At 60.6% G+C, this 25,627-nt stretch carries 24 protein-coding genes and 1 riboswitch; of the genes, 14 read left to right on the top strand and 10 right to left on the bottom strand.

Annotation, left to right across the window (positions count from 1 at the left end; translation table 11 throughout):
* Positions 1-18: 18 nt before the first annotated feature.
* The 5 genes from EJ576_RS02780 (at position 19) to EJ576_RS02760 (ending at position 4,981) form a co-directional block, all read left to right on the top strand.
* Positions 19-1,014 (top strand): metalloregulator ArsR/SmtB family transcription factor, encoded by a 996-nt coding sequence (locus tag EJ576_RS02780; RefSeq protein ID WP_126569526.1) that lies wholly within the window; start codon positions 19-21, stop codon positions 1,012-1,014.
* A 19-nt stretch (positions 1,015-1,033) separates the two neighbouring features.
* Positions 1,034-2,224, top strand: a complete 1,191-nt coding sequence (gene metK, locus EJ576_RS02775) for a methionine adenosyltransferase (protein WP_028618258.1) — start codon at positions 1,034-1,036, stop codon at positions 2,222-2,224.
* A gap of 211 nt (positions 2,225-2,435) precedes the next feature.
* Positions 2,436-2,786 carry a hypothetical protein gene (locus EJ576_RS02770; RefSeq protein ID WP_095013833.1) on the top strand — a complete coding sequence of 117 codons (351 nt, stop codon included), beginning with the start codon at positions 2,436-2,438 and terminating at the stop codon, positions 2,784-2,786.
* 95 nt (positions 2,787-2,881) lie between these two features.
* Positions 2,882-4,546 carry an NAD-dependent DNA ligase LigB gene (gene ligB / locus EJ576_RS02765; protein WP_126569525.1) on the top strand — a complete coding sequence of 555 codons (1,665 nt, stop codon included), beginning with the start codon at positions 2,882-2,884 and terminating at the stop codon, positions 4,544-4,546.
* A gap of 39 nt (positions 4,547-4,585) precedes the next feature.
* Positions 4,586-4,981, top strand: coding sequence for a DUF1090 domain-containing protein (locus EJ576_RS02760; protein WP_126569524.1), 396 nt, complete (start codon positions 4,586-4,588; stop codon positions 4,979-4,981).
* Between the two features lie 6 nt (positions 4,982-4,987).
* Here EJ576_RS02760 and EJ576_RS02755 read toward each other — a convergent pair whose 3' ends face one another.
* Positions 4,988-5,437, bottom strand: coding sequence for a cytochrome c (locus EJ576_RS02755; protein WP_028618262.1), 450 nt, complete (start codon positions 5,435-5,437; stop codon positions 4,988-4,990).
* A 129-nt stretch (positions 5,438-5,566) separates the two neighbouring features.
* Between EJ576_RS02755 and EJ576_RS02750 the strand changes: the two genes are divergently transcribed.
* Positions 5,567-6,751 carry a murein transglycosylase A gene (locus EJ576_RS02750; RefSeq protein WP_126569523.1) on the top strand — a complete coding sequence of 395 codons (1,185 nt, stop codon included), beginning with the start codon at positions 5,567-5,569 and terminating at the stop codon, positions 6,749-6,751.
* A gap of 128 nt (positions 6,752-6,879) precedes the next feature.
* On the opposite strand, the gene EJ576_RS02745 is transcribed toward EJ576_RS02750, so the two are convergent.
* Complete coding sequence (locus EJ576_RS02745) at positions 6,880-7,266, bottom strand: MAPEG family protein (protein WP_010207167.1); 387 nt, start codon at positions 7,264-7,266, stop codon at positions 6,880-6,882.
* A gap of 193 nt (positions 7,267-7,459) precedes the next feature.
* Between EJ576_RS02745 and EJ576_RS02740 the strand changes: the two genes are divergently transcribed.
* A complete protein-coding gene (locus EJ576_RS02740; RefSeq protein WP_028618265.1) occupies positions 7,460-8,695 on the top strand; it encodes a sodium:proton antiporter in 1,236 nt (411 codons plus the stop codon).
* A 262-nt stretch (positions 8,696-8,957) separates the two neighbouring features.
* Here the strand turns inward: EJ576_RS02740 and EJ576_RS02730 are convergent, their stop codons facing one another.
* The 3 genes from EJ576_RS02730 to EJ576_RS02720 form a co-directional block, all read right to left on the bottom strand.
* Positions 8,958-9,848, bottom strand: a complete 891-nt coding sequence (locus tag EJ576_RS02730; protein WP_122729574.1) for a formate/nitrite transporter family protein — start codon at positions 9,846-9,848, stop codon at positions 8,958-8,960.
* 71 nt (positions 9,849-9,919) lie between these two features.
* Positions 9,920-11,851: a patatin-like phospholipase family protein gene (locus EJ576_RS02725; RefSeq protein WP_126569522.1), complete on the bottom strand. Its 1,932-nt coding sequence runs from the start codon at positions 11,849-11,851 to the stop codon at positions 9,920-9,922.
* 99 nt (positions 11,852-11,950) lie between these two features.
* Positions 11,951-12,355: an acyl-CoA thioesterase gene (locus EJ576_RS02720; RefSeq protein ID WP_010207175.1), complete on the bottom strand. Its 405-nt coding sequence runs from the start codon at positions 12,353-12,355 to the stop codon at positions 11,951-11,953.
* Between the two features lie 198 nt (positions 12,356-12,553).
* Positions 12,554-12,659: riboswitch (S-adenosyl-L-homocysteine riboswitch) on the top strand.
* A 21-nt stretch (positions 12,660-12,680) separates the two neighbouring features.
* Between EJ576_RS02720 and ahcY the strand changes: the two genes are divergently transcribed.
* The 5 genes from ahcY (at position 12,681) to EJ576_RS02695 (ending at position 19,226) form a co-directional block, all read left to right on the top strand.
* A complete protein-coding gene (ahcY, locus tag EJ576_RS02715; protein WP_016977735.1) occupies positions 12,681-14,090 on the top strand; it encodes an adenosylhomocysteinase in 1,410 nt (469 codons plus the stop codon).
* 175 nt (positions 14,091-14,265) lie between these two features.
* Entirely contained in the window at positions 14,266-15,111 is an 846-nt protein-coding gene (gene metF / locus EJ576_RS02710; RefSeq protein WP_028618271.1) for a methylenetetrahydrofolate reductase [NAD(P)H], read from the top strand.
* A 78-nt stretch (positions 15,112-15,189) separates the two neighbouring features.
* Positions 15,190-16,272 carry a hypothetical protein gene (locus tag EJ576_RS02705; protein ID WP_028618272.1) on the top strand — a complete coding sequence of 361 codons (1,083 nt, stop codon included), beginning with the start codon at positions 15,190-15,192 and terminating at the stop codon, positions 16,270-16,272.
* Positions 16,273-16,335: 63 nt separating this feature from the next.
* On the top strand, positions 16,336-17,127 hold the full coding sequence (locus EJ576_RS02700; RefSeq protein WP_122729591.1) for an ABC transporter substrate-binding protein: 792 nt from the start codon (positions 16,336-16,338) through the stop codon (positions 17,125-17,127).
* Between the two features lie 221 nt (positions 17,128-17,348).
* A complete protein-coding gene (locus tag EJ576_RS02695; RefSeq protein WP_126569521.1) occupies positions 17,349-19,226 on the top strand; it encodes a DEAD/DEAH box helicase in 1,878 nt (625 codons plus the stop codon).
* Positions 19,227-19,385: 159 nt separating this feature from the next.
* On the opposite strand, the gene EJ576_RS02690 is transcribed toward EJ576_RS02695, so the two are convergent.
* A complete protein-coding gene (locus EJ576_RS02690; RefSeq protein WP_028618275.1) occupies positions 19,386-19,964 on the bottom strand; it encodes a YceI family protein in 579 nt (192 codons plus the stop codon).
* Positions 19,965-19,996: 32 nt separating this feature from the next.
* Complete coding sequence (locus tag EJ576_RS02685) at positions 19,997-20,548, bottom strand: cytochrome b (RefSeq protein ID WP_028618276.1); 552 nt, start codon at positions 20,546-20,548, stop codon at positions 19,997-19,999.
* Between the two features lie 271 nt (positions 20,549-20,819).
* Between EJ576_RS02685 and EJ576_RS02680 the strand changes: the two genes are divergently transcribed.
* Together EJ576_RS02680 and EJ576_RS02675 are read left to right on the top strand one after the other, a co-directional pair.
* On the top strand, positions 20,820-22,226 hold the full coding sequence (locus EJ576_RS02680) for an adenosylmethionine--8-amino-7-oxononanoate transaminase (RefSeq protein ID WP_122729598.1): 1,407 nt from the start codon (positions 20,820-20,822) through the stop codon (positions 22,224-22,226).
* Between the two features lie 71 nt (positions 22,227-22,297).
* Complete coding sequence (locus EJ576_RS02675) at positions 22,298-23,017, top strand: 16S rRNA (uracil(1498)-N(3))-methyltransferase (RefSeq protein WP_123474965.1); 720 nt, start codon at positions 22,298-22,300, stop codon at positions 23,015-23,017.
* A 3-nt stretch (positions 23,018-23,020) separates the two neighbouring features.
* Here EJ576_RS02675 and EJ576_RS02670 read toward each other — a convergent pair whose 3' ends face one another.
* The 3 genes from EJ576_RS02670 to EJ576_RS02660 are packed head-to-tail and all read right to left on the bottom strand — an operon-like array spanning position 23,021 to position 25,542.
* Positions 23,021-23,923 carry a transporter substrate-binding domain-containing protein gene (locus EJ576_RS02670; RefSeq protein WP_126569520.1) on the bottom strand — a complete coding sequence of 301 codons (903 nt, stop codon included), beginning with the start codon at positions 23,921-23,923 and terminating at the stop codon, positions 23,021-23,023.
* Between the two features lie 25 nt (positions 23,924-23,948).
* Positions 23,949-24,299, bottom strand: a complete 351-nt coding sequence (locus EJ576_RS02665; protein ID WP_126569519.1) for a RidA family protein — start codon at positions 24,297-24,299, stop codon at positions 23,949-23,951.
* A 10-nt stretch (positions 24,300-24,309) separates the two neighbouring features.
* Positions 24,310-25,542 (bottom strand): D-amino acid dehydrogenase, encoded by a 1,233-nt coding sequence (locus EJ576_RS02660; RefSeq protein ID WP_126569583.1) that lies wholly within the window; start codon positions 25,540-25,542, stop codon positions 24,310-24,312.
* Between the last annotated feature and the right edge of the window lie 85 nt (positions 25,543-25,627).

Here is a 25,627-nt window from a genome sequence, read left to right as displayed (position 1 = left end):
CACTAGACTGCTGGCCTTATGAATCTACCCATGCCCTCACTGCGCCCCGACGACGGCGATGAACTGGCAGCCTTGTGCAAGGCCGCTGGCGATCCGTTGCGCTTGAACGTGTTGCGCGCACTGACCAACGATTCCTTCGGCGTACTGGAACTGGCGCAGATCTTTGCCATCGGCCAATCCGGCATGAGCCACCATTTGAAGGTGCTGGCCCAGGCCGACCTGGTGGCTACCCGCCGTGAAGGCAATGCGATTTTCTACCGCCGTGCGCTGCCCCATACCGAGCTGCTGGGCGGCAAACTGCACGCAGCCCTGCTTGAAGAAGTGGATAACCTGAGCCTGCCGGGCGACGTACAGTCGCGTATCGGCCAGGTGCATGGACAACGCGCCGCCGCCAGCCAGGATTTTTTCGCACGGGTTGCCGAGAAATTTCGCGCCCAGCAAGACCTGATTGCTGGCCTTGCCCAATACCGCGACAGCGTATTGGCGCTGCTCGACAAATTGAGCTTCAGTGATGACGCCACGGCACTGGAAGTCGGCCCTGGCGACGGCGGTTTCCTGCCAGAGCTGGCACGGCGTTTTCAGCAAGTCACAGCGTTGGACAACAGTCCGGCGATGCTCGAACTGGCGCGCCAACTCTGCGAGCGTGAGTCGCTGGGCAACGTCAGCCTCCAATTGGCCGACGCACTGAACGGCACAAACTTAAAGGCCGACTGCGTGGTGTTGAACATGGTCTTGCACCATTTCGCCGCCCCCGCCGACGCCCTCAAGCAAATGGCCGGGCTGCTGCACCCCGGCGGTAGCCTGTTGGTTACGGATTTATGCAGCCACAACCAGAATTGGGCCAGGGAGGCCTGCGGTGATCTCTGGTTGGGTTTTGAACAGGATGATCTGGCCCGTTGGGCCACCGCTGCGGGACTTGTTCCCGGGGAAAGCCTCTATGTAGGTTTACGTAATGGTTTCCAGATCCAGGTCCGCCATTTTCAGCGGCCGGCTGGCGACACTCACCATCGGTAAATATCAGGAAAACATCGAGATGAGCGAATACTCCCTTTTCACCTCCGAGTCCGTGTCTGAAGGGCATCCGGACAAAATCGCCGACCAGATTTCTGACGCGGTGCTGGACGCCATCATTGCTGAAGACAAGTTCGCCCGTGTGGCGTGCGAGACTCTGGTGAAAACCGGTGTAGCGATCATCGCTGGCGAAGTGACCACCACCGCCTGGGTTGACCTGGAGCAGATCGTTCGTGACGTGATCACCGACATCGGCTACACCAGCTCCGACGTCGGCTTCGACGGCGCAACCTGCGGCGTGATGAACATCATCGGCAAGCAATCCCCGGACATCAACCAGGGTGTCGACCGTGCCAAGCCTGAAGATCAAGGCGCCGGCGACCAGGGCCTGATGTTCGGCTATGCCAGCAACGAAACCGACGTGCTGATGCCTGCGCCAATCACCTTCTCGCACCAGTTGGTACAGCGTCAGGCCGAAGCGCGTAAATCCGGCTTGCTGCCGTGGCTGCGCCCGGACGCCAAGTCCCAGGTGACCTGCCGTTACGAAGGCGGCAAAGTCGTCGGTATCGACGCTGTTGTACTGTCGACCCAGCACAACCCGGACGTGTCCTACGCCGACCTGCGCGAAGGCGTGATGGAGCTGATCGTCAAGCACGTGCTGCCGGCCGAACTGCTGAGCAAGGACACCCAGTTCCACATCAACCCGACCGGCCAGTTCATCATCGGCGGCCCGGTAGGTGACTGTGGCCTGACCGGTCGCAAGATCATCGTCGACAGCTACGGCGGCATGGCCCGTCACGGCGGTGGCGCGTTCTCGGGTAAAGATCCATCCAAGGTTGACCGTTCGGCTGCTTACGCGGGTCGTTACGTGGCCAAGAACATCGTTGCTGCCGGCCTGGCCGAGCGTTGCGAGATCCAGGTTTCCTACGCCATTGGTGTGGCCCAGCCTACGTCGATCTCGCTGAATACCTTCGGCACCGGCAAGATCAGCGATGACAAGATTGTGAAGCTGGTGCGTGAGATCTTCGACCTGCGCCCTTACGCGATCACCACCATGCTCGACCTGCTGCACCCGATGTACCAGGAAACCGCAGCCTACGGCCACTTCGGTCGTACCCCTGCGCAGAAGACTGTCGGCGACGACACGTTCACCACCTTCACCTGGGAAAAAACCGACCGCGCCAACGACCTGCGGACTGCCGCCGGCCTATAATCGCTATCGATGCACAAGAGCCCCGCCGAGTTATTCCGGCGGGGCTTTTTTATTGCGCGACGACCTTCACGCTTTTTGGATCCAAAGCTTGCAGGCCCAATGATGGCCCCTTAGAATCCGCGCCCTCTCGGGCCCTTCACCTTATTTGGATATTGCCCTGCGCCAGCCCGGGATTCATCAGTGCGCAGGCAATCGAACATTGAGGTTTTTCATGCGCATTTCCACGCTCGCCCCTGCCGCCCTTCTGCTCAGCCTGTTCGCCCTGCCGGTAAACGCCGCCGACTTGAGCGCACTGAGTGGCGCCCTGAGCGCCCAACTGGGTGGCGGCAACTCCGGCGATTGCCAGAAACAAGCCAACGACCTGCAAGCCAAGATCGATGCCGCCGAAGCCCAGAAAGACACCCTGAAAGTGAAGGCCTTCAAAGCCGCGCAGGACCAGATCAACAAAGGTTGTGACAAACTTTCTGAAGCCCAGGCCAAAGCCGACGCCAAGCAGCAAACACAGGAGGCCAAGGCCGATAAGCCAGACGCCGTGAAGGCCCTGGGTGGTCTGTTCAAGTAAACAGAAACACTCAGTAAAAAGCCCCGCAGCGTCGGGGCTTTTTTGTGCCTGAGTGGATCATTTAGGCTGGGCACCCTTTTCGAGCAAGGATGCTCATGATGCATTTACTGCTAGCGCTTTTACTCAGTATTTTACCCAGCGTGGGGTGGGCCGAGGAGTGTCCCGACGCGGCCCGGGCACAGGTCAAGACCTTGGCCGAACAGATACGCTTGTGGGACGACAGCTACCACCGCCTCAACCAATCCCCCGTCAGCGACGAACTCTATGACCAGGCGCGTCAACGCCTGGCCCGCTGGCGCCAATGTTTCCCCGATTCTCTAACGAAACCCGACAAGCCACTGGCGAGTTCACGCGGCACCCACGTTCACCCCATTGCCCATACGGGTCTAGAGAAGCTGCTCGATGAACAGGCGGTCGGTACCTGGCTGCAAACACGCGAAGAGGTATGGATTCAACCCAAGGTGGATGGCGTGGCGGTGACGCTGGTCTATCAACGAGGTCGCCTGCGGCACGTGATCAGCCGGGGCGACGGCTTGATGGGCCGCGACTGGTCAGTGTCCGCGCGCAGGATCCCCGGCATTGTCCAGCAACTGCCGGAGCCTATCGACCTGGTGCTGCAAGGCGAACTCTATTGGCGACTCGACGACCATGTGCAATCGGCAAACGGCGGGCTCAATGCCCGCAGCAAGGTGGCCGGGCTGATGAGCCGCCTGCATCTGAGCGACGCCGACGCTGCCGGCATAGGCCTGTTCGTGTGGGCGTGGCCGGAGGGGCCCGACTCGTTTACCGAGCGCCTGGCCACACTGGCACGCTGGGGTTTTACCGATAGCCGACGCTACAGTCAGCCCATCCGGGATATCGCCGAAGCCACGCACTGGCGCGCCTATTGGTACAACCATCCATTGCCATTCGCCAGCGATGGGGTGGTGCTGCACCAGGCGCAGCGCGCACCCGCCAAACGCTGGCAAGCCAGCGAACCTTATTGGGCGGTGGCCTGGAAATATCCGGCTGCCAAGGCCCTGGCACTGGTGCGCAGCGTGCAATTCAAGATCGGTCGCACCGGACGCATTACGCCCATGCTTGAGCTGGAACCCGTGCGGTTGGATGACCGGCAGATCAGCCGGGTGAGTACCGGTTCATTGAAGCGTTGGCAAGCGCTGGATATCCGCCCTGGCGACCAGGTTTCCATCAGCCTGGCGGGCCAGGTGATCCCGCGACTGGATGAAGTCATCCTGCGAAACACTCACCGGGCAGACCTGAAAGTGCCTGACCCACGGGACTTTCATGCCTTGAGCTGCTGGCAACTGGACCCTGGCTGCGAAGAGCAGCTACTCGCGCGCCTGACCTGGCTGAGCAGCAATCAAGGCCTTGCATTACCCCATATAGGCCGCGAGACCTGGAACATATTGATCCAGGCCGGTCTAATCGCAGGCTTTCTCGATTGGTTAACCCTGGATGCGGCAGAGCTTGCTAACATTGATGGCTTGGGTGATCGCAGCCGCGCGCGCGTGCTCGAAAGCCTCCACAACGCGCGGCAACAGTCCTTTGCTCAATGGCTCAAAGCCTTGGGCGTACCGCCTGCGGCACGCAACAACCTGGAAGGCGGCTGGCAGACGCTGGTCGCGCGCGACACCCAGGCCTGGCTGGCCATCGATGGCATCGGCCCGGGCCGCGCGGCGCAACTGAGCGCTTTTTTCCGCGACCCGCAAGTACAGGCCTTGGCAGACACATTACACGTGGCCGGCATCGACGGTTTTTGAACCCGAGCCGACCATCAGATTGCGACTTTGGAGCTCCACATGAAATTTCTAGCCCCCTTTGCCCTGTTGACCGTCGCAAGCTTCATGGCGACACCCCTGCTGGCCGCCGAAGAGGCCCTTCAGCTCACCGGCTGCGCCGCCAAACGCCAAGCCATCAGCACGCAGATCGAACAGGCCAAGGCCCACCGCAACAGCGCCCAGCAAGCCGGCCTGGAAAAAGCCCTGAGCGAAGTCACCGCCAATTGCACCGACGCGTCCTTGAAGAAGGAGCGCGAAAACAAGGTGCTTGATGCCAAGCATGAAGTCAGCCGCCGTCAGGCCGACCTCGACAAGGCCATGAAAAAAGGCGACGCAGACAAGATCAACAAACGTAAGGACAAACTCGCCGAGTCCCGCAAAGAACTGCAGGACGCAGTGGAAGAACTCGATCAGTAAAACCGGTCAGTGGTCCCGGAACTGCTTATGGCAGGCGCTGCAGGCATCTTCGACTTTCTGCACTGCCGGCCCCAGGTTGCTGGCTTTGTAAGGCTGAACCTGGCTCGCGGTCACCAATTCACCGGTGGCCGCTTCAAGGTCGCGGGCCAGTTGCTGGAATTGCGCCTGCTTCTGCCAGACATCATCCTTGGCACTGGTGTGATCTTCTTCGCGCACGCTCGGAAAATGCTTCCAAGGCTCATGGGACAACGCGTCCAACTTGACCGCGCCTTCGGCAAATTTGGCGCCGTCGAACGGGATACGCCCACGCAGCATGCCGCCCAGGTCTTCGCCAGTCTTGAGCATCTGTTTGAAGATCGCCTTGCGCTGGCCCAGCGGCGAATTCGGATCCACGCCGCCACAGGCGGACAGTGTCAGGCAGGCCAGCAATACAACAGTCAGTCTTTTAAAAGTCATGGTTGCTTCGAGGTCACGGGAAACGGCGGCCAGTATCCTCGCCCCGCCCGCAAAGACCAATAGCCCTATTAATAATAAGGGTTGCCCAGCAGCGTTGCGACGCGGGCAACCGCTTCAGGAAGTGTTTGTATGAATGTCACCTTGAAACCCTGGAGCCGGCGCTTGGCGTGGGCTCTGCCGATGATCGCACTGCTGGCCGGCTGCGACGCGGGCAAAGAAACAGCCAAAGATGAAACACCCAAGCCCCACGCCGTCGCCACTTATGTCAATGCGCCGTGGGAAGCGTTGCCGGCGGTGTCCGACAGCGACTTGCTGGCGGGATTTGAATCCTGGCGCAGCGCCTGCCAACGCCTCAAGGCGGACCCGATCTGGGGGGCGACGTGCGCAGCCGCTGCGACCGTGCCCGCTAATGCTGCGGCGGTGCGGGGCTTCCTCAAGGAGCGTCTGGATGTGTTCGGCCTGCGCTCTGCCGACAACACGCCCAACGGCTTGATCACCGGCTACTACGAACCGGTCTACCCCGGCAGCCTGACCAAGACCGCCAAAGCCAACGTGCCGGTATACGGCGTGCCAGATGACCTGATCATCGTCAACCTGGAAAGTATCTACCCTGAACTCAAGGGCAAGCGCCTGCGCGGTCGCCTGGAAGGTCGTGTGCTCAAGCCTTACGACGATGCCAACGCCATCAACGGCCAGGGTTCCACGGCCAAACCGATTGCCTGGCTGACGGACCCGATGGACCTGCAATTCCTGCAAATCCAGGGATCTGGCCGCATCCAGCTGGCCGGTGGGCGCCAACTGCGCGTCGGTTATGGCGACCAGAACGGCTACCCCTATCGCCCTATCGGCCGCTGGTTGGTGGAACAAGGCGAGCTGAAGAAGGAAGATGTCACTATGGGTGCCATCAGCGCCTGGGCCAAGGCGCACCCGCAGCGCATTCCGGAACTGCTGGCGAGCAACCCGAGCTACGTGTTCTTCAGCGCGCGCCCCGACAGCAACGAAGGCCCGCGCGGCTCGTTAAACGTGCCATTGACCGCCGGCTACAGCGTGGCGGTGGATCGCAAGGTGATTCCGCTGGGCAGCCTGTTGTGGCTGTCGACCACCAAGCCCGACGGTTCGCCAATCGCACGGCCCGTCGCGGCACAGGACACCGGTGGCGCGATCACGGGTGAAGTGCGTGCAGATTTGTTCTGGGGCACCGGCGATGCGGCGGGTGAACTGGCTGGGAATATGAAGCAGCAGGGGCAGATCTGGATGTTGTGGCCAAAGGGTGCAGCGTTACCCCAGGTGCCTGATGCTCCTGCGGGGAACTAAGGGACGCTGAGAATCCAAAATGTGGGAGCGGGCTTGCTCGCGAATGCGGTGTATCAGCCACCTATGTACTGACTGGCACTCCGTATTCGCGAGCAAGCCCGCTCTCACAGGGGATCTTCATCAACCCGTCAGATCGAGACGAAGAAGAAACTCGCAATCAACGCCATCCCCACGAACCACACCAGCGAACGCAGCATCGCCCAGTCTGCCAAGTAGCAGATGATGTACAGCAGGCGGCTGGTGATAAACAGCACGGCCAGCACATTGATGGTCACCAATTCGGCCGTGCCGGCCAGGTGCGCGATGATGACTGCCGCCGCGAAGGCCGGCGTGACTTCGAAACTGTTGAGCTGGGCACTGTGGGCACGCTTGGCAAACCCTTCAAGGGTGTCCAGGAAAGCACGCGGGTCATGGTTCTGCCGTGGGCCGAACTTGCCACCGCTGAACTTGGCCACACCTGTGCACAGGTAGGGTAGAAAAATTGCGATCAACACACACCAGAAAGCGACCGTCATCACACATTCCTTTTGTAGTTTTAAACAGCGATTAGAGTTTTAGCACTATAAATACCAAACCGCACTCACCCGCTATGAGCCCTGGCTCACCCAAAGGTTCTATGGCGTTTTATCCAATGCCTTGCAACATCGCGTCTGTGGTGCGGTCCATCCCCCCAACAATGCACTGCCACCCAACTTCCAAGGACCCCGGATGCTTGAACTTGTCGCCGCCTTTATTTGCCTCACCACCCTGCTCACCTATGTGAACTTCCGCTTTATCGGCCTGCCGCCCACCATCGGTGTGATGGTCACGGCCCTGTTGTTTTCGCTGATCCTGCAAGGCTTGAGCGTTCTCGGTTACCCAGGCCTGGAAGAGCGCATCCAGCAGTTGATCGGCCAGATCGACTTCGGCGATTTGCTGATGAACTGGATGCTGTCGTTCCTGCTGTTCGCCGGCGCCCTGCACGTGAACCTGAACGACCTGCGCAGCTATCGTTGGCCCATCGGCCTGCTGGCGACCTTCGGCGTATTGATCGCGACCGGGGTGATCGGCAGCCTGGCGTATTACATCTTCGCCCTGTTTGGTTGGCATGTAAGCTTCCTTTACTGCCTGCTGTTCGGTGCGCTGATTTCGCCTACCGACCCGATTGCGGTGCTGGGTGTATTGCGTACGGCCAATGCCTCGAAACCGCTGAAAACCACCATCGTCGGCGAATCGCTGTTCAACGATGGCACCGCCGTGGTGGTCTTCACCGTATTGCTGGGTATCGCTCAATTGGGTGAAACGCCCACCCTCGGCGCCACCGCCATGCTATTCGCCCATGAAGCCATCGGCGGCGTGGTGTTCGGCGGGCTGATTGGCTACCTGGTCTACCTGATGATCAAGAGCATCGAGCAGCACCAGATCGAAGTGATGCTGACCCTCGCCCTGGTGATCGGCGGCTCGGCGATGGCCACCGAACTGCACGTCTCGGCACCGATTGCGATGGTGGTCGCCGGCCTGATCATCGGCAACCTGGGCCGCAAGCTGGCGATGAATGACATGACCCGTCGCTACCTGGATGGCTTCTGGGAATTACTCGATGACATGCTCAACGCCCTGCTGTTCGCCCTGATCGGCATGGAGCTGCTGCTGTTGCCGTTCAATTGGCTGCATGTATTCGCCGCCAGCCTGCTGGCCGTGGCAATCCTGTTGTCGCGCCTGTTGACGGTGGCCCCGGCGATTCTGTTGCTACGGCGCTGGCGCACGGTGCCACGCGGCACCATCCGCATCCTGACTTGGGGAGGTTTGCGTGGCGGAGTCTCGGTGGCACTGGCACTGGCTTTGCCGCTGGGTCCGGAACGCGACCTGCTGCTTAGCATCACCTACATCGTGGTGTTGTCATCGATCTTGTTGCAGGGCTTGACCATTGGTCGAGTCGTAAAGCGCGTAGCCGAACCGCAGTAAGCCCTACACCACACGTTTGTCCATCGACGCTCTGCACCGCATCGCCACCGGGCGGCGCGGCGTCGAGCTATGCATGACAACCAAGTCCCGCGCATAGCGAGGTGTGTCGTCGACCGGCAAGACGGATAGGCCACTGCATGACATCCCCGCCCGTCGCCTGACAGTACAACAGCGGTCGAGCCAGCCAGCGCACCGCTCAACGCCTGATGGCTCTATTCCAAGCGCCCCGCAAAGCGTGCGCTCGAGCCTATGCGGGGTGATTTCAGATCTTTTCCTCACGCTGAGGATGCTGTTTCCCTGCGCCTGGGTGAGTACCAGAAGGCGCCTTGGTTTCGCTGCGAATCTGCGCGTGGCTGATCAACGCAAAGATAAAGCTGCCGCCGATGATATTGCCTGCCAAGGTCGGTCCGGCAAACACCAGCCAGAAGTCCTTCCACGCCAACTCGCCAGCAAACACCAAGTACGACACTTCCGCCGAGCCCACCACGATATGGGTAAAGTCCCCCAGCGCCATCAGGTAGGTAATCAAGATGATGATGAACATCTTGGCGCTTTCCATCGACGGGATCATCCACACCATGGTCGCGATCATCCAGCCGGAGATGATGCCTTTGGCGAACATCTGGCCAGCGTCGTTTTCCATGATCTTGCGCCCGATCTCGAGGAAGGCCTGGTCAGTCCGGGTATCGAAGATCGGCAGGTGCAGCATCACATACGCCACCAGCAGGGTGCCGCACAGGTTGCCGACCAGCACCACTGTCCATAACCGCAACAGTCGCCCGGCGTTGCCCAGCGTGGGCTTGCTCATTACCGGCAACACGGCCGTCAGGGTGTTTTCAGTAAACAATTGCTGGCGCGCGAGGATCACCGCCAGGAAGCCTGCGCAGTAACCAAAGCTGGCGATCACCTTGAACGCTTCACCATCCGGCAGCCGCGAGTTCAGCAACCCCATCGCCATCAGCGACAACCCCATGGTCAACCCGGCTGCCAAGGCCGACCACCACAAGGCGGCGACGCTGCGCTCCAACTCCTGGTCGCCCTGGGTGCGGATGATTTCATGCAACACCGCCGCGCGAGGCGGCTGATTCTTGTCGACGTCCTGCTGCTCTTCCTGCGACAGGTTGGGGGTTTTGCCTGATTCGTCGGTGGCCATGATCTTCCGGAGTCCAAAGGGTGCGTGTAGCTACGACACGCCGCCGCGATGGCTGTTCAGTGGCCAGGCAACTAAACCTGCAACCTCCAGGCCTTGGCCATCTCCACGGTGGTTGAACGGGAGGCCTTGTCCCAGGAATTGTTACGCGCTTTGTAACTGTCAACGAGGGTGTCGAGTACCCGATTGAATGCGGCGGGTGTGGTGGCCCATGCCAGGTCCCGAGCCGCACGGTGCAACAGTTCAACATTGGATTTGGGCTGGCCGGGTCGAAACAGCGACGGGTAGATCACCTCCCCCGTGAAGTTTTCAGCTTTTATCGCAATATCACGCACGCTCATCTCAGCGACAGCCTTGCCAATGACCTTGGACATCGGCAATGCACCGCCTGCGATCTGTCTGGCCGCCACTTGCAGCAACTGCTGAAAGTTGGGTTGATTGGCGACGTTGAGGCGTCGCGCCAACCAATCAATTTGCTCAGGACGCTGGGCCAGGGCATCGAGATTACGCAGGGACGATAAGATTCTCGGCGTGAGCACCAGCGCGCCCTTTGCCTGGTTAGCCTCGGCAATCGAGGCATCCAGTACTTGCAACGCCTGTTGCGCGGTTTTCCGAAACATCAGCACATCCGAGGCGGCCGGGTCTTTTTGCAGCGCTGGCTGCACGCTGGCAAGCATTGCATCATCCATGGCCAACACCGCATCACTCAGCGACTGGAACGAGTGCTGCTCCAGTGCCGTGGTGCGGCGCTCCAAATGCGCATCTACCGCCTGGCGCGCCTTCGCTTGCAGATGTTGCTTCTGCTCATCCTGCATCGTGAAGTTGACCGTGCCCGTGAGCAGCCCTCGAAAATCGCCTTTTTCGGTCTTCAGGGGCAATGTCACGATCTGCTCGGCGAACGCCTCGAGCTTTTTGTCTTGGAAGGCTTCAGCAGCCGTATGCGCAACGCCTGTGATGCGCTCTGCCAGGCTGCCGAGAAAACTGCCACTGCGCGCTCGCGTATCAGGTGCGTCGGACTCGAACTTGACGATCAGCGACTCAGACTTGGCCAGAGGGCTCTCGGGAAACAACCGATCCACCCCCCCTGGCGCCGGGGTATTGAGCAGCAAGCCACCGTCCTTGAACGCGGTGCTTTCAGCTGAAGCCTGAAAACCGTGTCCTTGTTCCACCGGGCTTTTGAACACCAGCGGCAACGAACCGGAAATATGCGCCGCCCGGGCGATGTCCATCTGCGGGGTCAGGCTGGCATTGAACACCACCAACTGTGGACGGCCAGCGAACATGCCAGTGCCGGTGATGTTGAGTTGCTTGATTGCGGGAATGTGTCGGTTCAACACCTCAAGATCGCCAAACGTAGGGCCACTACCGGCACTCAACCTGTCAGCAATGCGCATGACTTCGGCCGAGCGGGTTTCCCGAGGGGTTTGCGCGATATGCCCCAGAATCGACCTGCGCGACTCGTTGCGGACCAGTTCCTCAAGGGGAAATGCCTCACTCTGCAGGCGCGGCAGCAAGGTCATCAACAACTGAGAGGTACTACCGACGGCGCCGGGCAAGCGCCCCACAAGCTTGCCCAGTGTCGAACTGGCTTCCTGCATCCAGGCCGTCACGGCGTCTGTGCTGTTCAGCAGGCTGGGCAAATCTATACCGTCCGACAACCGGTCGAACGCTTCAGCGCCCATGCCACTGGCAATCAAGGCCGCCGAAATCGCACCGGCAGATGAGCCGGAGATCGATTGGATACCTTGCAACTTCTGGGTATCTTCAAGTGCCCGCACCACCCCCGAGAAAGCAATGCCCTTGGCGCCACCCCCACTGAGTACCAAGCTGGTGACAGGGGGTGCCGATAAAAACACGTCTACCCGTCCCTGCTGATCACGCATGAGTGTCACATTGCGCGCGCCAACCCCCTCCACCAGCGGCGTCCCGACCACTTGATGGGTCGTGGAAGACGCCTTTTCAGTCAATGAGGGTTGGGTCTTGGCAATCGAGTTAAACACTTTCATCCATGGGCTCTCTCTACAGGGTGTAGTCCTGAGTGATGAGAGCGCCCGGGAAAGATCCGCGCGGAATGATTTGGTAAAGCAAATCAGGCCGCTGCTGGGTTACTCGGGAAGGCTATCGTCCTTGAATTGGTCCTTCACATACCTGATCTCGGTGCGACCGTGGGGCGCCGGCAAACCGTCTTCACCCAGGTTGACGAAGACCATCTTCTCTACTGTGAGGATGCTTTTGCGGGTGATTTTGTTGCGCACTTCACAGGTCAGGGTGATGGAGGTGCGCCCAAATTCGGTAGCCGTAATGCCCAGTTCGATGATGTCGCCCTGGCGCGAGGCGCTGACGAAGTTGATTTCGGAGATGTACTTGGTCACCACGCGCTGGTTGCCCAGTTGGACAATGGCGTAGATCGCGGCTTCTTCGTCGATCCAGCGCAGCAGGCTGCCACCGAACAGAGTACCGTTGGGGTTGAGGTCTTCGGGTTTTACCCATTTGCGGGTGTGGAAGTTCATGGTCACTCCAAAGCGTCTTGCCGAATGATGGGCAACATCATGGCAGAGCCTGGGCCCAAGCTCTACGCGCCATTGCCTATCAACCCCATCAGCGATCTTCATATGGCCGACGGAAAGGCTTGGGAAGTCTGGCGCACACAGCTATAATCGGCGCCGTTTCAAAACGGTCATCTCCAGTTGATACCGTTCTCCCGCCACCTGTCCGAGGGGCGCTGCAGCAGGTTCAACCTGTCAGGCTCGGATGGGGCGTTGTCCGGCCTGGTTAGCCAGCTGGATACTAAACGCACAACGGCGCCCATTCGCACACTACGAATGGAGGCTCTTCATGAGCGCAGTAAACACGCCTGCAGATTTCAACGACTACAAAGTCGCCGACATGTCCCTCGCCGCCTGGGGCCGTCGCGAAACCTTTATCGCCGAATCCGAAATGCCTGCCCTGATGGGTCTGCGCCGCAAGTACGCCGCTGAGCAGCCGCTCAAAGGCGCGAAGATCCTCGGCTGCATCCACATGACCATCCAGACTGCCGTGCTGATCGAAACCCTGGTTGCCCTGGGTGCCGAAGTACGTTGGTCGTCTTGCAACATCTTCTCGACTCAAGACCAGGCCGCTGCCGCTATCGCTGCTGCCGGTATCGCCGTATTCGCCTGGAAAGGCGAGACCGAAGAAGAGTACGAGTGGTGCCTGGAGCAAACCATCCTCAAGGATGGCGCGCCTTGGGATGCCAACATGATCCTCGACGACGGCGGCGACCTGACCGAGCTGCTGCACAAGAAGTATCCGCAGATCCTGGACCGCGTCCACGGTGTGACCGAAGAAACCACTACCGGCGTACACCGTCTGCTGGACATGCTGGCCAAGGGCGAGCTGAAAATCCCGGCCATCAACGTCAACGACTCGGTGACCAAGAGCAAGAACGACAACAAGTACGGCTGCCGTCACAGCCTGAACGATGCCATCAAGCGTGGCACCGACCACCTGCTGTCGGGCAAGCAAGCCCTGGTGATCGGCTACGGTGACGTGGGCAAGGGTTCGTCCCAGTCCCTGCGTCAGGAAGGCATGATCGTCAAGGTTTCCGAAGTTGACCCGATCTGCGCCATGCAAGCCTGCATGGACGGTTTCGAAGTGGTTTCGCCGTTCATCAACGGCCAGAACGACGGCACCGAAGCAAGCATCGACAAGGCGCTGCTGGGCAAGATCGACCTGATCGTGACCACCACCGGCAACGTGAATGTTTGCGACGCAAACATGCTCAAAGCCCTGAAGAAGCGTGCTGTTGTCTGCAACATCGGCCACTTCGACAACGAAATCGACACCGCTTTCATGCGCAAGAACTGGGCATGGGAAGAAGTGAAGCCACAGGTACACAAGGTTCACCGTACCGGCGCAGGTGATTTCGACCCGCAGAACGATGACTACCTGATCCTGCTGGCTGAAGGCCGCCTGGTTAACCTGGGCAACGCCACTGGCCACCCAAGCCGCATCATGGACGGCTCGTTCGCCAACCAGGTGCTGGCGCAGATCTTCCTGTTCGGCCAGAAGTACGCCGACCTGTCGCCTGCCCAGAAGGCCGAGCGCCTGACCGTGGAAGTACTGCCGAAGAAACTCGACGAAGAAGTGGCCCTGGAAATGGTCCGTGGCTTCGGCGGCGTCGTGACTCAACTGACCAAGACCCAGGCCGACTACATCGGCGTGACGGTCGAAGGTCCGTTCAAGCCGCACGCTTACCGCTACTGATCGACCGGCGAGCGCCAGCTTCATGTGGGAGCTGGCTTGCCTGCGATAGCATCGCCTCGGTATGCCTGACGTACCGTGGTGTCTGCATCGCGGGCAAGCCCGGCTCCCACATGAACCGGGTGCCCGCATTGACGGTGTACACCTCCCGGCATTCTGAGTTTCAAAGGATACGACCATGTCCCAAGATCGTCGCTACAGCTTCGAGTTCTTCCCGACCAAGACCGATGCTGGGCATGAAAAACTGATGGCCACGGCCACCCAGTTGGCCAGCTACAACCCCGACTTCTTTTCCTGCACCTACGGCGCCGGCGGCTCGACCCGTGACCGCACGATCAACACCGTGTTGCAGCTGGAAAGCCAAGTCAAAGTTCCCGCCGCTCCGCACTTGTCGTGCGTGGGCGACAGCAAGGACGACCTGCGCGGCCTGCTGACCCAATACAAGGCCGCCGGCATCAAGCGCATCGTCGCCCTGCGCGGCGACCTGCCGTCCGGCATGGGTATGGCCAGCGGTGAGCTGCGCCACGCCAATGACCTGGTGAGCTTCATCCGTGAAGAAACCGGCGATCACTTCCATATCGAAGTGGCGGCGTACCCGGAGATGCACCCCCAGGCACATAGCTTCGAAGACGATCTGCAGAATTTCGTGCGCAAGGCCAACGCCGGCGCCGACAGTGCGATCACCCAGTACTTCTTCAACGCCGACAGCTACTTCTACTTCGTCGAGCGTGTGCGGGCGATGGGCGTGAACATCCCGATCGTGCCGGGCATCATGCCGATCACCAACTACAGCAAGCTGGCGCGCTTCTCCGACGCCTGCGGTGCAGAGATCCCACGTTGGGTGCGCAAACAACTGGAAGCCTATGGCGACGACGTCAAGAGCATCCAGGCGTTTGGCGAGCAGGTCATCAGCACTATGTGTGAAGATTTGTTGCAAGGTGGCGCGCCAGGGTTGCACTTCTATACCCTGAACCAGGCTGAACCCAGCCTTGCCATCTGGAACAACCTCAAGCTGCCACGCTGAGGTTCGTCCGGTTGTGCCAAGGCCTTCGTCTCTACGAGGGCCTTCGTCGTTTTACGTGCCCACGGAACCCAGCAGTCCATGAATACAGTGCCCACGACTTCCCGCCCACAACTGGTCTACCTGGTCTTCGGCTCCGAGACCTACCACCAGGAAGCGGTGTTCAGCATCGCCAGTGCGCTGGCCTTCCTGCGGGACACCCCGGACGCCGCCGTGGATATCCAGGTATTCAGCGACAACCCCGAGCCCTATCGCCTTTTACCCGTGCGCGTACGCCCGCTGGACGAAGCCACGCGCAAGCGCTGGAGCGAGCCCCACGGCTATCACTTCCGCACCAAGCATGTGGTGTTGCGCCAAGTGCTGGAAGAGTCCCCGGTGGCCATGCTGATCGACACCGACACCTTCTTCCATCATTCACCCATGGACCTGTTCGAGCGCGTGCAGCCTGGCACCCTGTTGTGCAACGCCTTCTACACCAAGTACGGCGATAACCACGAAAGTATCCTTTACACCGCCCTGCACCAGCGTCTGTTGGATATGGGTGTGGCCGACGATGACATGATGACCCTCAATTCCGGGGTCATGGGCCTGACGCAACAGGACGCGCACATCCTTGATCGCTCCATCGAGCTGATGGACGAACTGTTTCCCCATGCCCAAGGCGCCTACACCCTTGAAGAGTTCTGCCTGTCGATCGCGGCCTATCGCACGGTCAACGTGCGCGAATGCCCGGACCTGATCCACCATTACTGGAGTCGCAAGCAACTGTTCCGCGCCAAGGTCAAGGCCTGGATCGCCAAGCATGCGTCAGCCCCGACCAGCGCATTGGCACTGGCCGACACTCGCCAGGTTTCCTCACACCTGCCACGCCCTCCCCGCCTGCAACGCCTGCTGTACAAGCTGATCACGCTGGTATTGCCCAAACACCAGCAGCAGTTCATCCGCGAAATTCTCTATGGTTGCTACGAGCACGAGAACGAATTCGACCAAGCCTGTGGCCCGGTTTGGTGGGACAAGGCCCGACAGAACCTGGAAGAACGCCAGAAACGCCCGCTGGAAGCCCACCAGTTGGAACACTGGTTCGCCAACCCCGTGGTGCGCCTGATTCTCGGCGAACGCCGCGCGGCGATCTATGAGCATTTGATGACGTCGCCGACCCAATAGCCCCGCCTGCGGATGCGCGTGCCAGAGCTTCTCTTTAAGGCAGGAGCATCGTAACCTCAGGGCATGCCCGTCATTCTCAAGTTGTTGACCGCCGCCCTCTTTACTTGCCTGAGCCTGGCCGCTTATGGCGAGAAACTGCGTATTGTCACCGAGCCATGGGCGCCTTATGTGTACGACGACAAAGGCACCATGCGCGGCCTGGACTACGAGGCCACCGTCATCGTATTCCAGCGCCTGGGCATTGAGGTGCAATGGCAGTTCCTGCCCTGGAAGCGCTGCCTGGCCATGCTCGACCAAGGGCATGCTGACGGGGCGCTGGATATTTTCCACAGCCATGAGCGCGACGCCTTGCTGCTGTACCCCAGCGAACCGCTGTCGGAGGTGGAGTTCGTGCTGTTCTACGCCAATGAGCGCCCCCACCCCGTTCAAAGCCTCGAAGATCTGCGCGGCCTTACTGTCGGTACGTCGCCGGGGTATCTGTACGGCGCAGCATTCAGCGATTCCACCCTGTTCAACCGCGAGCCTGCCCCCAGCCATGAGGCCAACTTCGGCAAATTGATGCTCGGGCGCATCGACGTGGTGATCACGGACCGCCGGGTGGGCCAGCATGTGATCAAGGCGCTGGGCCTGGAAGGCAAGGTCAGCCAGGCTCCCGTGGTGGTCAGCCGCCAGCAGCAGTTCCTCGCGGTGCGCCGTGGCGCGGGTATGGACCTGTTGGTACAGCGCTTTGCCGCCGAGCTCAAACGCTTCAAACAAGAACCAGCCTATAGCGTCTTGAGCGCCAAATATGGTGGAATCCAAGCGATTACGGGGTCTGGACACACCGTTGAGCAGCAGGAAAGCAGCGCGCCGTGATTGCTCTGTTATACTCCGGCCTTTCCGCCAGGCTCACGCCCGGCCGCTGAGGTCTTGAAAAAGGCACCCAACCCCGCTACAGCGCAGCTTTCAGCCCGCGCGAGCCGGTGGAGTGCCCGCCAGACGCAGCAGGACCGGACGGGATTTCGCTCCCCTAAGCGTCATTCACGCCCGGCAAGATTATCCCTTTGGGCCAAGCCCTAACTAAAACAGGATTACTCATGTCCTTTGCTTCCCTCGGTCTCTCCGAGGCTTTAGTCCGCGCCATCGAGGCAGCGGGCTATACCGAGCCTACTCCGGTGCAACAGCGGGCCATTCCCGCCGTGTTGCAAGGTCGCGACCTGATGGTCGCGGCTCAGACAGGTACTGGTAAAACCGGCGGCTTCGCCCTCCCGATTCTGGAGCGGTTGTTTCCCAATGGTCACCCGGACAAATCCCAGCGTCACGGCCCGCGCCAACCGCGCGTACTGGTCCTGACCCCCACCCGCGAACTCGCAGCCCAAGTGCACGACAGCTTCAAGCTGTATGCCCGCGACTTGAAGTTCGTCAGCGCCTGCATCTTCGGCGGCGTCGGCATGAACCCACAGGTTCAGGCCATGTCCCGCGGCGTGGACGTGCTGGTCGCGTGCCCGGGTCGTTTGCTCGACCTGTGCGGCCAAGGCAGCGTCGACCTGTCCCACGTGGAAATCCTCGTACTGGACGAAGCCGACCGCATGCTCGACATGGGCTTTGTCCATGACGTGAAAAAAGTCCTCGCCCGCCTGCCGGCCAAACGTCAGAACCTGCTGTTCTCGGCCACGTTCTCCCAGGACATCACTGCCCTGGCCGGCAAGCTGCTGCACAACCCGGAACGCATCGAAGTCACGCCGCCGAACACCACGGTCGAGCGCATCGAGCAACGTGTCTTCCGCCTGCCAGCCAGCCACAAGCGTGCGCTGCTGGCCCACCTGATCACCGCCGGTGCGTGGGAACAGGTGCTGGTCTTCACCCGCACCAAGCATGGTGCCAACCGTCTGGCCGAGTACCTGGACAAGCACGGCCTCACCGCCGTCGCCATCCACGGCAACAAGAGCCAGAACGCGCGCACCAAGGCCCTGGCTGACTTCAAGGCCGGCACCGTACGCATCCTGGTCGCCACCGATATCGCCGCCCGCGGCCTGGATATCGATCAGTTGCCACACGTGGTCAACTTCGAGCTGCCGAACGTCGATGAAGATTACGTGCACCGTATCGGCCGCACCGGCCGTGCCGGTCGTTCGGGTGAAGCCATCTCCCTGGTTGCGCCGGACGAAGAAAAACTGCTGAAAAGCATCGAGCGCATGACCAAGCAGAAAATCGCCGACGGCGACCTGATGGGCTTCGATGCCAGCGCCGTGGAGGCTGAGAAGCCTGAAGCGCGCGAGCGTCCGGACGTGCGCAACCCGCGCAACCCACGCGGTCCGAAGGGCGATGGCCCGAACGGCGGCGGTGGTGGCGGCGGTCGTCGCGACAAAGGCAAAGACAAAGGCAAGGAAAAATCCGCCTCCAGCGGCCGTGGCGAACGCCCAGCCCGTGAGCAGAAACCCCGTGAAGGCACCCCGGCCCGCGAACAGCGCCAGCCGAGCCAGCCACCTCGCGCTGCTGCCGACCGCGCTCCGGACGAGTTCCTCGACGACGATGTGGATAACTTCGGTAACCGCGTTGACTACGTGCCACAGGCCAAACCGGCCCAAGGCCGTGGCCGTCGTCCAGGTGCCCCGGCACAGGGCGCAGGCGCCCCTCGCGGCGGCCAGCCACAAGGCGGTCGCCAGAACGGCCCGCGCAACAGCAGCGGCGGCACCACCGGTACGCCGCCAGCCAAGCGCAACGGCCCGCGTAACGGTGCACCCCGTGACGGCCAGGCTCGCCGCGAAGACTCGCGCAGCAACAACCGTCGCCCAGCCCGTGACGACCAGCCTCGCTCCTCCGAACCGGCCGTGCAGAACCCACGCGGTGGCCCGGCGCCAAAGATCATCCACAAGGAGTCGAAGGCTGATCGCTTCCCGACACCCGAGCAGTTGGATCAACTGCCAGGCCGTCCTCGTGGTGAAAAACCAGCGTTGCTGACGCGCAACCGCTAGTTTAAAAACGCCAAAAAAAATGCCTCGCATCGAAAGATGCGGGGCATTTTTTTAGCGCTTTGAAACTGTAGGAGCCGGATTGCCGGCGATAGCGGTCATTGGGTCACTGCAAACCTCAAGGGCCTCATCGCCGGTAAGCCGGCTCCTACGTACGAAGCATTACTTCGTCTTAACACCTTCCAGCGAGATGTCCAGATCCACGGTCTGCGAGGACGGGCCTGGGCCTTTGATGCCGAAGTCGTTCAGGTTGACAGTGGTCTTGGCGTTGAAGCCGGCACGCTCGCCGCCCCACGGGTCTTTGCCCTCACCGTTGAAGGTGGCCTTGAAGGTCACCGGCTTGGTCACGCCATGGAAGGTCAGGTCGCCGGTCACGTCAGCGGTTTTGTCGCCGGTGGACTTGACTGCGGTGGAGACGAACTTGGCATCAGCGAACTTGGCAACGTCCAGGAAATCTTTGCTGGCGATGTGCTTGTCACGCTCGGCGTGGTTGGACCACAGGCTGGCGGTTTTCACGTCGACCGCGATTTTGCTGGCCTCAGGCTTGGCGGCATCCCAGCTGAAGGTGCCATCCCAATCCTTGAAGGTGCCGTGGATGAAGCTGTAGCCCAGGTGGCTGATTTTCCAGTCGATGAAGGCGTGCTGGCCTTCTTTATCGATCTTGTAGTCAGCAGCCATCACCTGACCTGCAGACAGCAGGGCAGTACCAATTGCCAGCGCAGCGAGTGTCTTTTTCAACATGCTTTCTATTCCTTGTGAGTCGAGGTTGAACATCAGGCTTTGCGCCCCAGCATACGAACCAGGGTCGCATCACGATCGATAAAGTGGTGTTTCAACGCAGCCACGCCGTGCAAGCCGGCGAAGACCACCAACACCCAAGCGAGGTACAGATGCACCAGGCCGGCGTTATCTGCCTGGTCCGGTAGTCCGGAAACCACAGCAGGAATCTCAAACAGACCAAACACCGGGATACCGACACCGTCTGCGGTGGAAATCAGGTAACCGGCGATCATCACGGCAAACAACCCGAGATAAAGGAACCCGTGGCCGAAGGCAGCGCCGATACGGGTCATGCGGCTGTAGCTGGCCAGCGGTGGCGGCGGCGGGCTCACCAGGCGCCAGACAATACGCACCAGCATGATGGCGAACAGCGTGATGCCAATGCTCTTGTGCAAGTCCGGCGCGTCTTTGCGCCAGGCGCTGTAATAGTCGAGACCGACCATCCACAGGCCCAGGGCGAACAAGCCAAACACCACCAGGGCCACGCCCCAGTGCAAAACCATGCTGACCCAACCATAGCGGGCCGGTGAATTGCGTAACTGCATGTACTTAATCCCGTAGTAGTGCGCCCAAGACTAGCGATTTACCTATCGAATTAAAGCGGAAAATTTCGCTTTGAAATATCGAGAAATACGATCAACAGCCTATGCATAATAAATTAACAAGGGATTAAGACTATTCCTAAGATACGTGACAGACCGTCCTGCCTTTACCGTCAATTCATAGGTAATGGCTTGTGACACAGCCATGCATTGCATAGGCTTGCGCGATTGTTTTACCTGCGCCCGCCGCAGGACCGCTTCGAGGAGATCACCGATGGGCTTGAACAACCAGTGGATGCAACGCGACCTTGCGGTGCTGTGGCATCCCTGCACCCAGATGAAAGACCACCAGCAACTGCCGCTGATCCCGATCAAACGCGGTGAAGGCGTGTGGCTGGAAGACTTCGAAGGCAAGCGCTACCTCGATGCCGTCAGTTCCTGGTGGGTCAACGTGTTTGGCCACGCCAACCCGCGCATCAACCAGCGCATCAAGGACCAGGTCGACCAACTGGAACATGTGATCCTCGCCGGTTTCAGCCACCAGCCGGTGATCGAGCTGTCCGAGCGCCTGGTGCAAATGACGCCTGAAGGCCTGACCCGCTGCTTCTATGCCGACAACGGCTCGTCCTGCATCGAAGTCGCGCTGAAGATGAGCTTCCACTATTGGCTCAACCGCGGCCTGCCAAATAAAAAGCGCTTCGTCACCCTGACCAACAGCTACCACGGCGAAACCATTGCCGCGATGTCGGTGGGCGACGTGCCGCTGTTCACCGAGACCTACAAGGCGCTGCTGCTCGACACGATCAAAGTGCCAAGCCCCGATTGCTACCTGCGCCCCGAAGGCGTGAGCTGGGAAGACCACTCGCGCACGATGGCCCAGGTGATGGAACAGACCCTCGCCGAGCACCACGACACCGTCGCCGCCGTGATCATCGAACCGCTGATCCAGGGTGCCGGCGGCATGCGCATGTACCACCCGGTGTATCTCAAATTGCTGCGCGAAGCCTGCGATCGCTACGGCGTGCACTTGATACACGACGAAATCGCCGTAGGCTTCGGTCGCACCGGCAGCATGTTCGCCTGTGAGCAGGCCGGCATCCGCCCGGACTTCCTGTGCCTGTCCAAGGCCCTCACCGGCGGTTACCTGCCGTTGGCCGCCGTAGTCACCACCGATGACGTGTACGACGCGTTCTACGACGACTACCCGACCCTGCGCGCCTTCCTGCACTCCCACAGCTACACCGGCAACCCGCTGGCGTGTGCGGCAGCATTGGCGACCCTGGATATCTTCGAAGAAGACAACGTCATCGAGAACAACAAGGCCCTGGCCCAGCGCATGGCCACCGCCACCGCGCACCTGGTGGACCATCCGCACGTGTCGGAAGTGCGCCAGACCGGCATGGTGCTGGCTATCGAAATGGTGCAGGACAAGGCCACCAAGGCCGCCTACCCCTGGCAGGAACGCCGTGGCCTGAAGGTGTTCGAGCACGCCCTGGAACGCGGCGCACTGTTGCGGCCTCTGGGCAGCGTGGTGTACTTCTTGCCACCCTATGTGATTACGCCGGAGCAGATCGACTTCCTTGCTGAAGTGGCCAGCGAAGGCATCGATATCGCCACCAATAGCAAAGTGAGCGTCGCCGTTCCAGACAATTTCCACCCCGATTTCCGCGACCCAGGCTAGCCCCCTTGTAGGAGCCGGCTTGCCGGCTCCTACAGGGATTTGCCATCGCTCCCATTTTCCAGAGAACAGAAATGAGACTGTCCCGCTTTTTCACCGACACCCCGCTGAGCATTGGCGATCACGAACTGCCGGAAGCCCAGGCGCACTACATCAGTCGTGTACTGCGCATGGGCGAAGGTGACGCCGTGCAATTGTTCGACGGCTCCGGCCAGGAGTTCCGGGGCAGCCTGCTGGAGGTCGGCAAGAAACGCGTCACTGTGCAGCTCACCGAAAGCTTCGCCGGCCAGACCGAATCGCCGCTGCATATCCACCTCGGCCAAGGCCTGTCCCGTGGCGAGCGCATGGATTGGGCGATTCAGAAAGCCACCGAACTGGGCGTCAACGCCATCACACCGATTTTCAGCGAGCGCTGCGAAGTGCGCCTCAAGGACGAACGCGCCGACAAACGCCTGCTGCACTGGCGCCAGGTGGCGATCAGCGCCTGCGAGCAATGCGGGCGCTCCACGGTGCCGGTGATTCACCCACCGCTGCTGCTGGCGGATTGGTTGAAACAGACCGAAGCGGACTTGAAGCTGGTGCTGCACCCGGTGGCCGAGCCAATGGTCAGTCACGCCAAGCCTTCCAGCCTGGCCTTTCTGATCGGCCCTGAAGGTGGGCTGAACGATAATGAAGTCGACAGCGCCCAAGCCGCTGGCTACCACGCCGCCCGCCTCGGGCCGCGGGTGTTGCGTACCGAGACGGCGCCGGTGGTGGCGTTGGCAGTCGCCCAACAGTTGTGGGGCGATTTCTAGGGTTTACTCCACTGGGTCGCTGACCGGCTTGGCAATGATCGCCTTCAACTCGCTGGTCATCGGGAATTCCAGGTTCAGGCCCTTGGGCGGAATCGGCTGTTCAAACCAGCGCTGGTAAATCCCGTTGATCTCGCCACTGCTGTACAGGTCGGCGAGTGTTTCGTTGACCACCGCCAGAAACTGCGGGTCGTCCTTGCGCACCATGCAACTGTAGATTTCCCGCGATTGCTCCTCGCCCACCACGACCCAGTTGTGTGGGTCCTTGGCCTTGGCGCGCTCGCCGTAGAGCAACGCGTCGTCCATGTAGAACGCCACAGCGCGGCCTGTTTCGAGCATCTTGAACGCTTCGCCGTGGTCCTTGGCGCTGATCACGAACATGTTGGTCTTGTGCTCGGCGTTGTAGCTTTTCAGGAAACGCTCATTGGTGGTACCGGCGGTGGTCACCACGTTCTTGCCTGCCAGGTCGGGAAAGCCTTTGATGCCGCTGTCCTTGGCCGTGAGCAATTGCCCCTTCACGTAGATAAACCCGTAGGAAAACGCCACTTGTTTCTGCCGCTCGGCGGTCACGCCGGTGGAGCCGCATTCCAGGTCGACGGTGCCGTTCTGCACCAGCGGGATGCGGGTCTGGGAAGTCACCAGGTTGTACTTCACATTGAGCTTGGCCACCCCGGTTTTCTGCTGGATGCGCTCGACGATCTTGTTCGCCAGCTCCACCGAATAGCCCATGGGCTTGCCACTGTGATCCCCCACATAGGAAAACGGCACCGACGCATCGCGATAGCCCAAGGTTATAGACTTGGAGCTGGCGATCTTGGCCAGCGTGCCGTCCAGCGGCGCTTGATTCGCATACGCCTGTGCGCTGAACAAAAGCCCCAGGGTGCAGCCGGTCAACAGGATCTTTTTCATTGTTATTCTCCGTTGGTCTTTGAAGTTACTTACGTACAGCGATCACACTGATTTCCACCAGCACACTCGGTCGCGCCAGTTCTGCTTGCAAGGTGGTACGCGTCGGCGCCATGCCGGGCGACAGCCAGGCTGACCACTCATCATTCATCGGCGCAAAACCTGCACCGATGTCTTTCAGGTAAATCGTCGCGTTGAGCAAGTGATCCTTGTCGCTGCCTGCCTGGGCCAACAGCGCATCGATCTTGGCCAGCACTTCGCGGGTCTGCGTGGCCACATCCTGGCCTTCACCGGGCACTTGGCCCGAGAGAAACACCAGGTCCTTGAAAATGGCCGCGCTACTCAGGCGTTCATTGCTGCTGATTCGGGTGATGGTCATCGGTGCATCCTCATGCAGCGCGGGGCGCAAGGCCCTGCATATCAATGGAAGGGGCGCGCTGGCTGATCAGCTCGGCCAGCAGTTGGCCGCTACCGCAGGCCAGGGTAAAACCGAGAGCGCCGTGGCCAAGGTTCAGCCACAGGTTGCGATACATACTGGCACCAATCAGCGGTACGCCAGTCGGGGTGGCGGGGCGCATACCGGCCCACTCCACCGCATGGGTGTAATCGCCCGCCAGTGGAAAGGTCTCCAGAGCCTGACGTTTCATCAACGCAAGGCGCTTGGGTTCAAGGCGGGCGTCGAAGCCAACGATATCCACCATCGCGGCTACCCGCAGTTGCTCACCAATACGCGCGTAGACGATCTTGCGGTCGTAGTCGGTGATGCTCACATTCGGCGCCCGATGTTGCATGCCAATCGGCACGCTGAGGCTGTAGCCCTTGAGCGGGTACAGCGGCAACGACACGCCCAACTTGGCGCTGCGATACCCGGCCGCCAGCACCAGATGCTCGACCGGCATGACCTCATCGCCCAACTCGATGGCCTGCACCACTCCGCCAGCCTGACGAATGCCGGTGACCTTGCGACCCAGCAAAAAGCGGCATCGTCCCGACGCTTCCAACCGCGCCGCCAACTGCTGGCAGAAGGCGTGACAATCACCGACCTCCTCATTGGGCGTGTAGATCCCGCCGACAAAACCACCGCCCGCCAGCGCGGGTTCCAGGCGTGCGCAATCGGCGCCCGAAAGCACTTGCTGTTGCAGGATATCGGCGACCTTGCTGCGCGCCTGTTCAAAAGAGCCGGCATTGCGGAAGGTCACCAGCTTGCCGTTGCGCCGCCAATCGAAGCCATCCAGGTGATCTTCGTCACGCCACCGATGCAGGGTGTCCTGGCTCAGGGATGCCAGGCGCAGCAGGTGCGCGGCGTTGCGTTTGTTCACCGAGCCACGGCAGGCACCGAGAAACGCCGCCATCCAGCGCCACTGTTGTGGGTCGAGACGCGGGCGCAGCTTCAAGGGCGAGTCACCTCGCAACAACCAACCAATGGCTTGCAGCGGCACACCGGCATCGGCCAGTGGCGCGACGTAGCGATAAGACAGCTGCCCACCGTTGGCAAAGCTGGTCTCGCTGCCCAGGGTCTGGCGCGCATCGATCACCGTCACCTCATGACCTGCACGCACCAACGCATAGGCGCTGGCCAGACCAATCACTCCACCCCCGATGATGCACACCATTGCCGCCACCCGCCGTTGAATCAAGAGGCCTCAAGCCTAGGGGCAGGTGACAGGTCGCCGACAATGAATAAAGATGGCTCACCTATAAACAAAG

Source organism: Pseudomonas sp. C 49-2 (assembly GCF_003970195.1).
Lineage (GTDB): Bacteria > Pseudomonadota > Gammaproteobacteria > Pseudomonadales > Pseudomonadaceae > Aquipseudomonas > Aquipseudomonas canadensis.
This window is presented reverse-complemented; position numbering and strand designations above follow the sequence as displayed.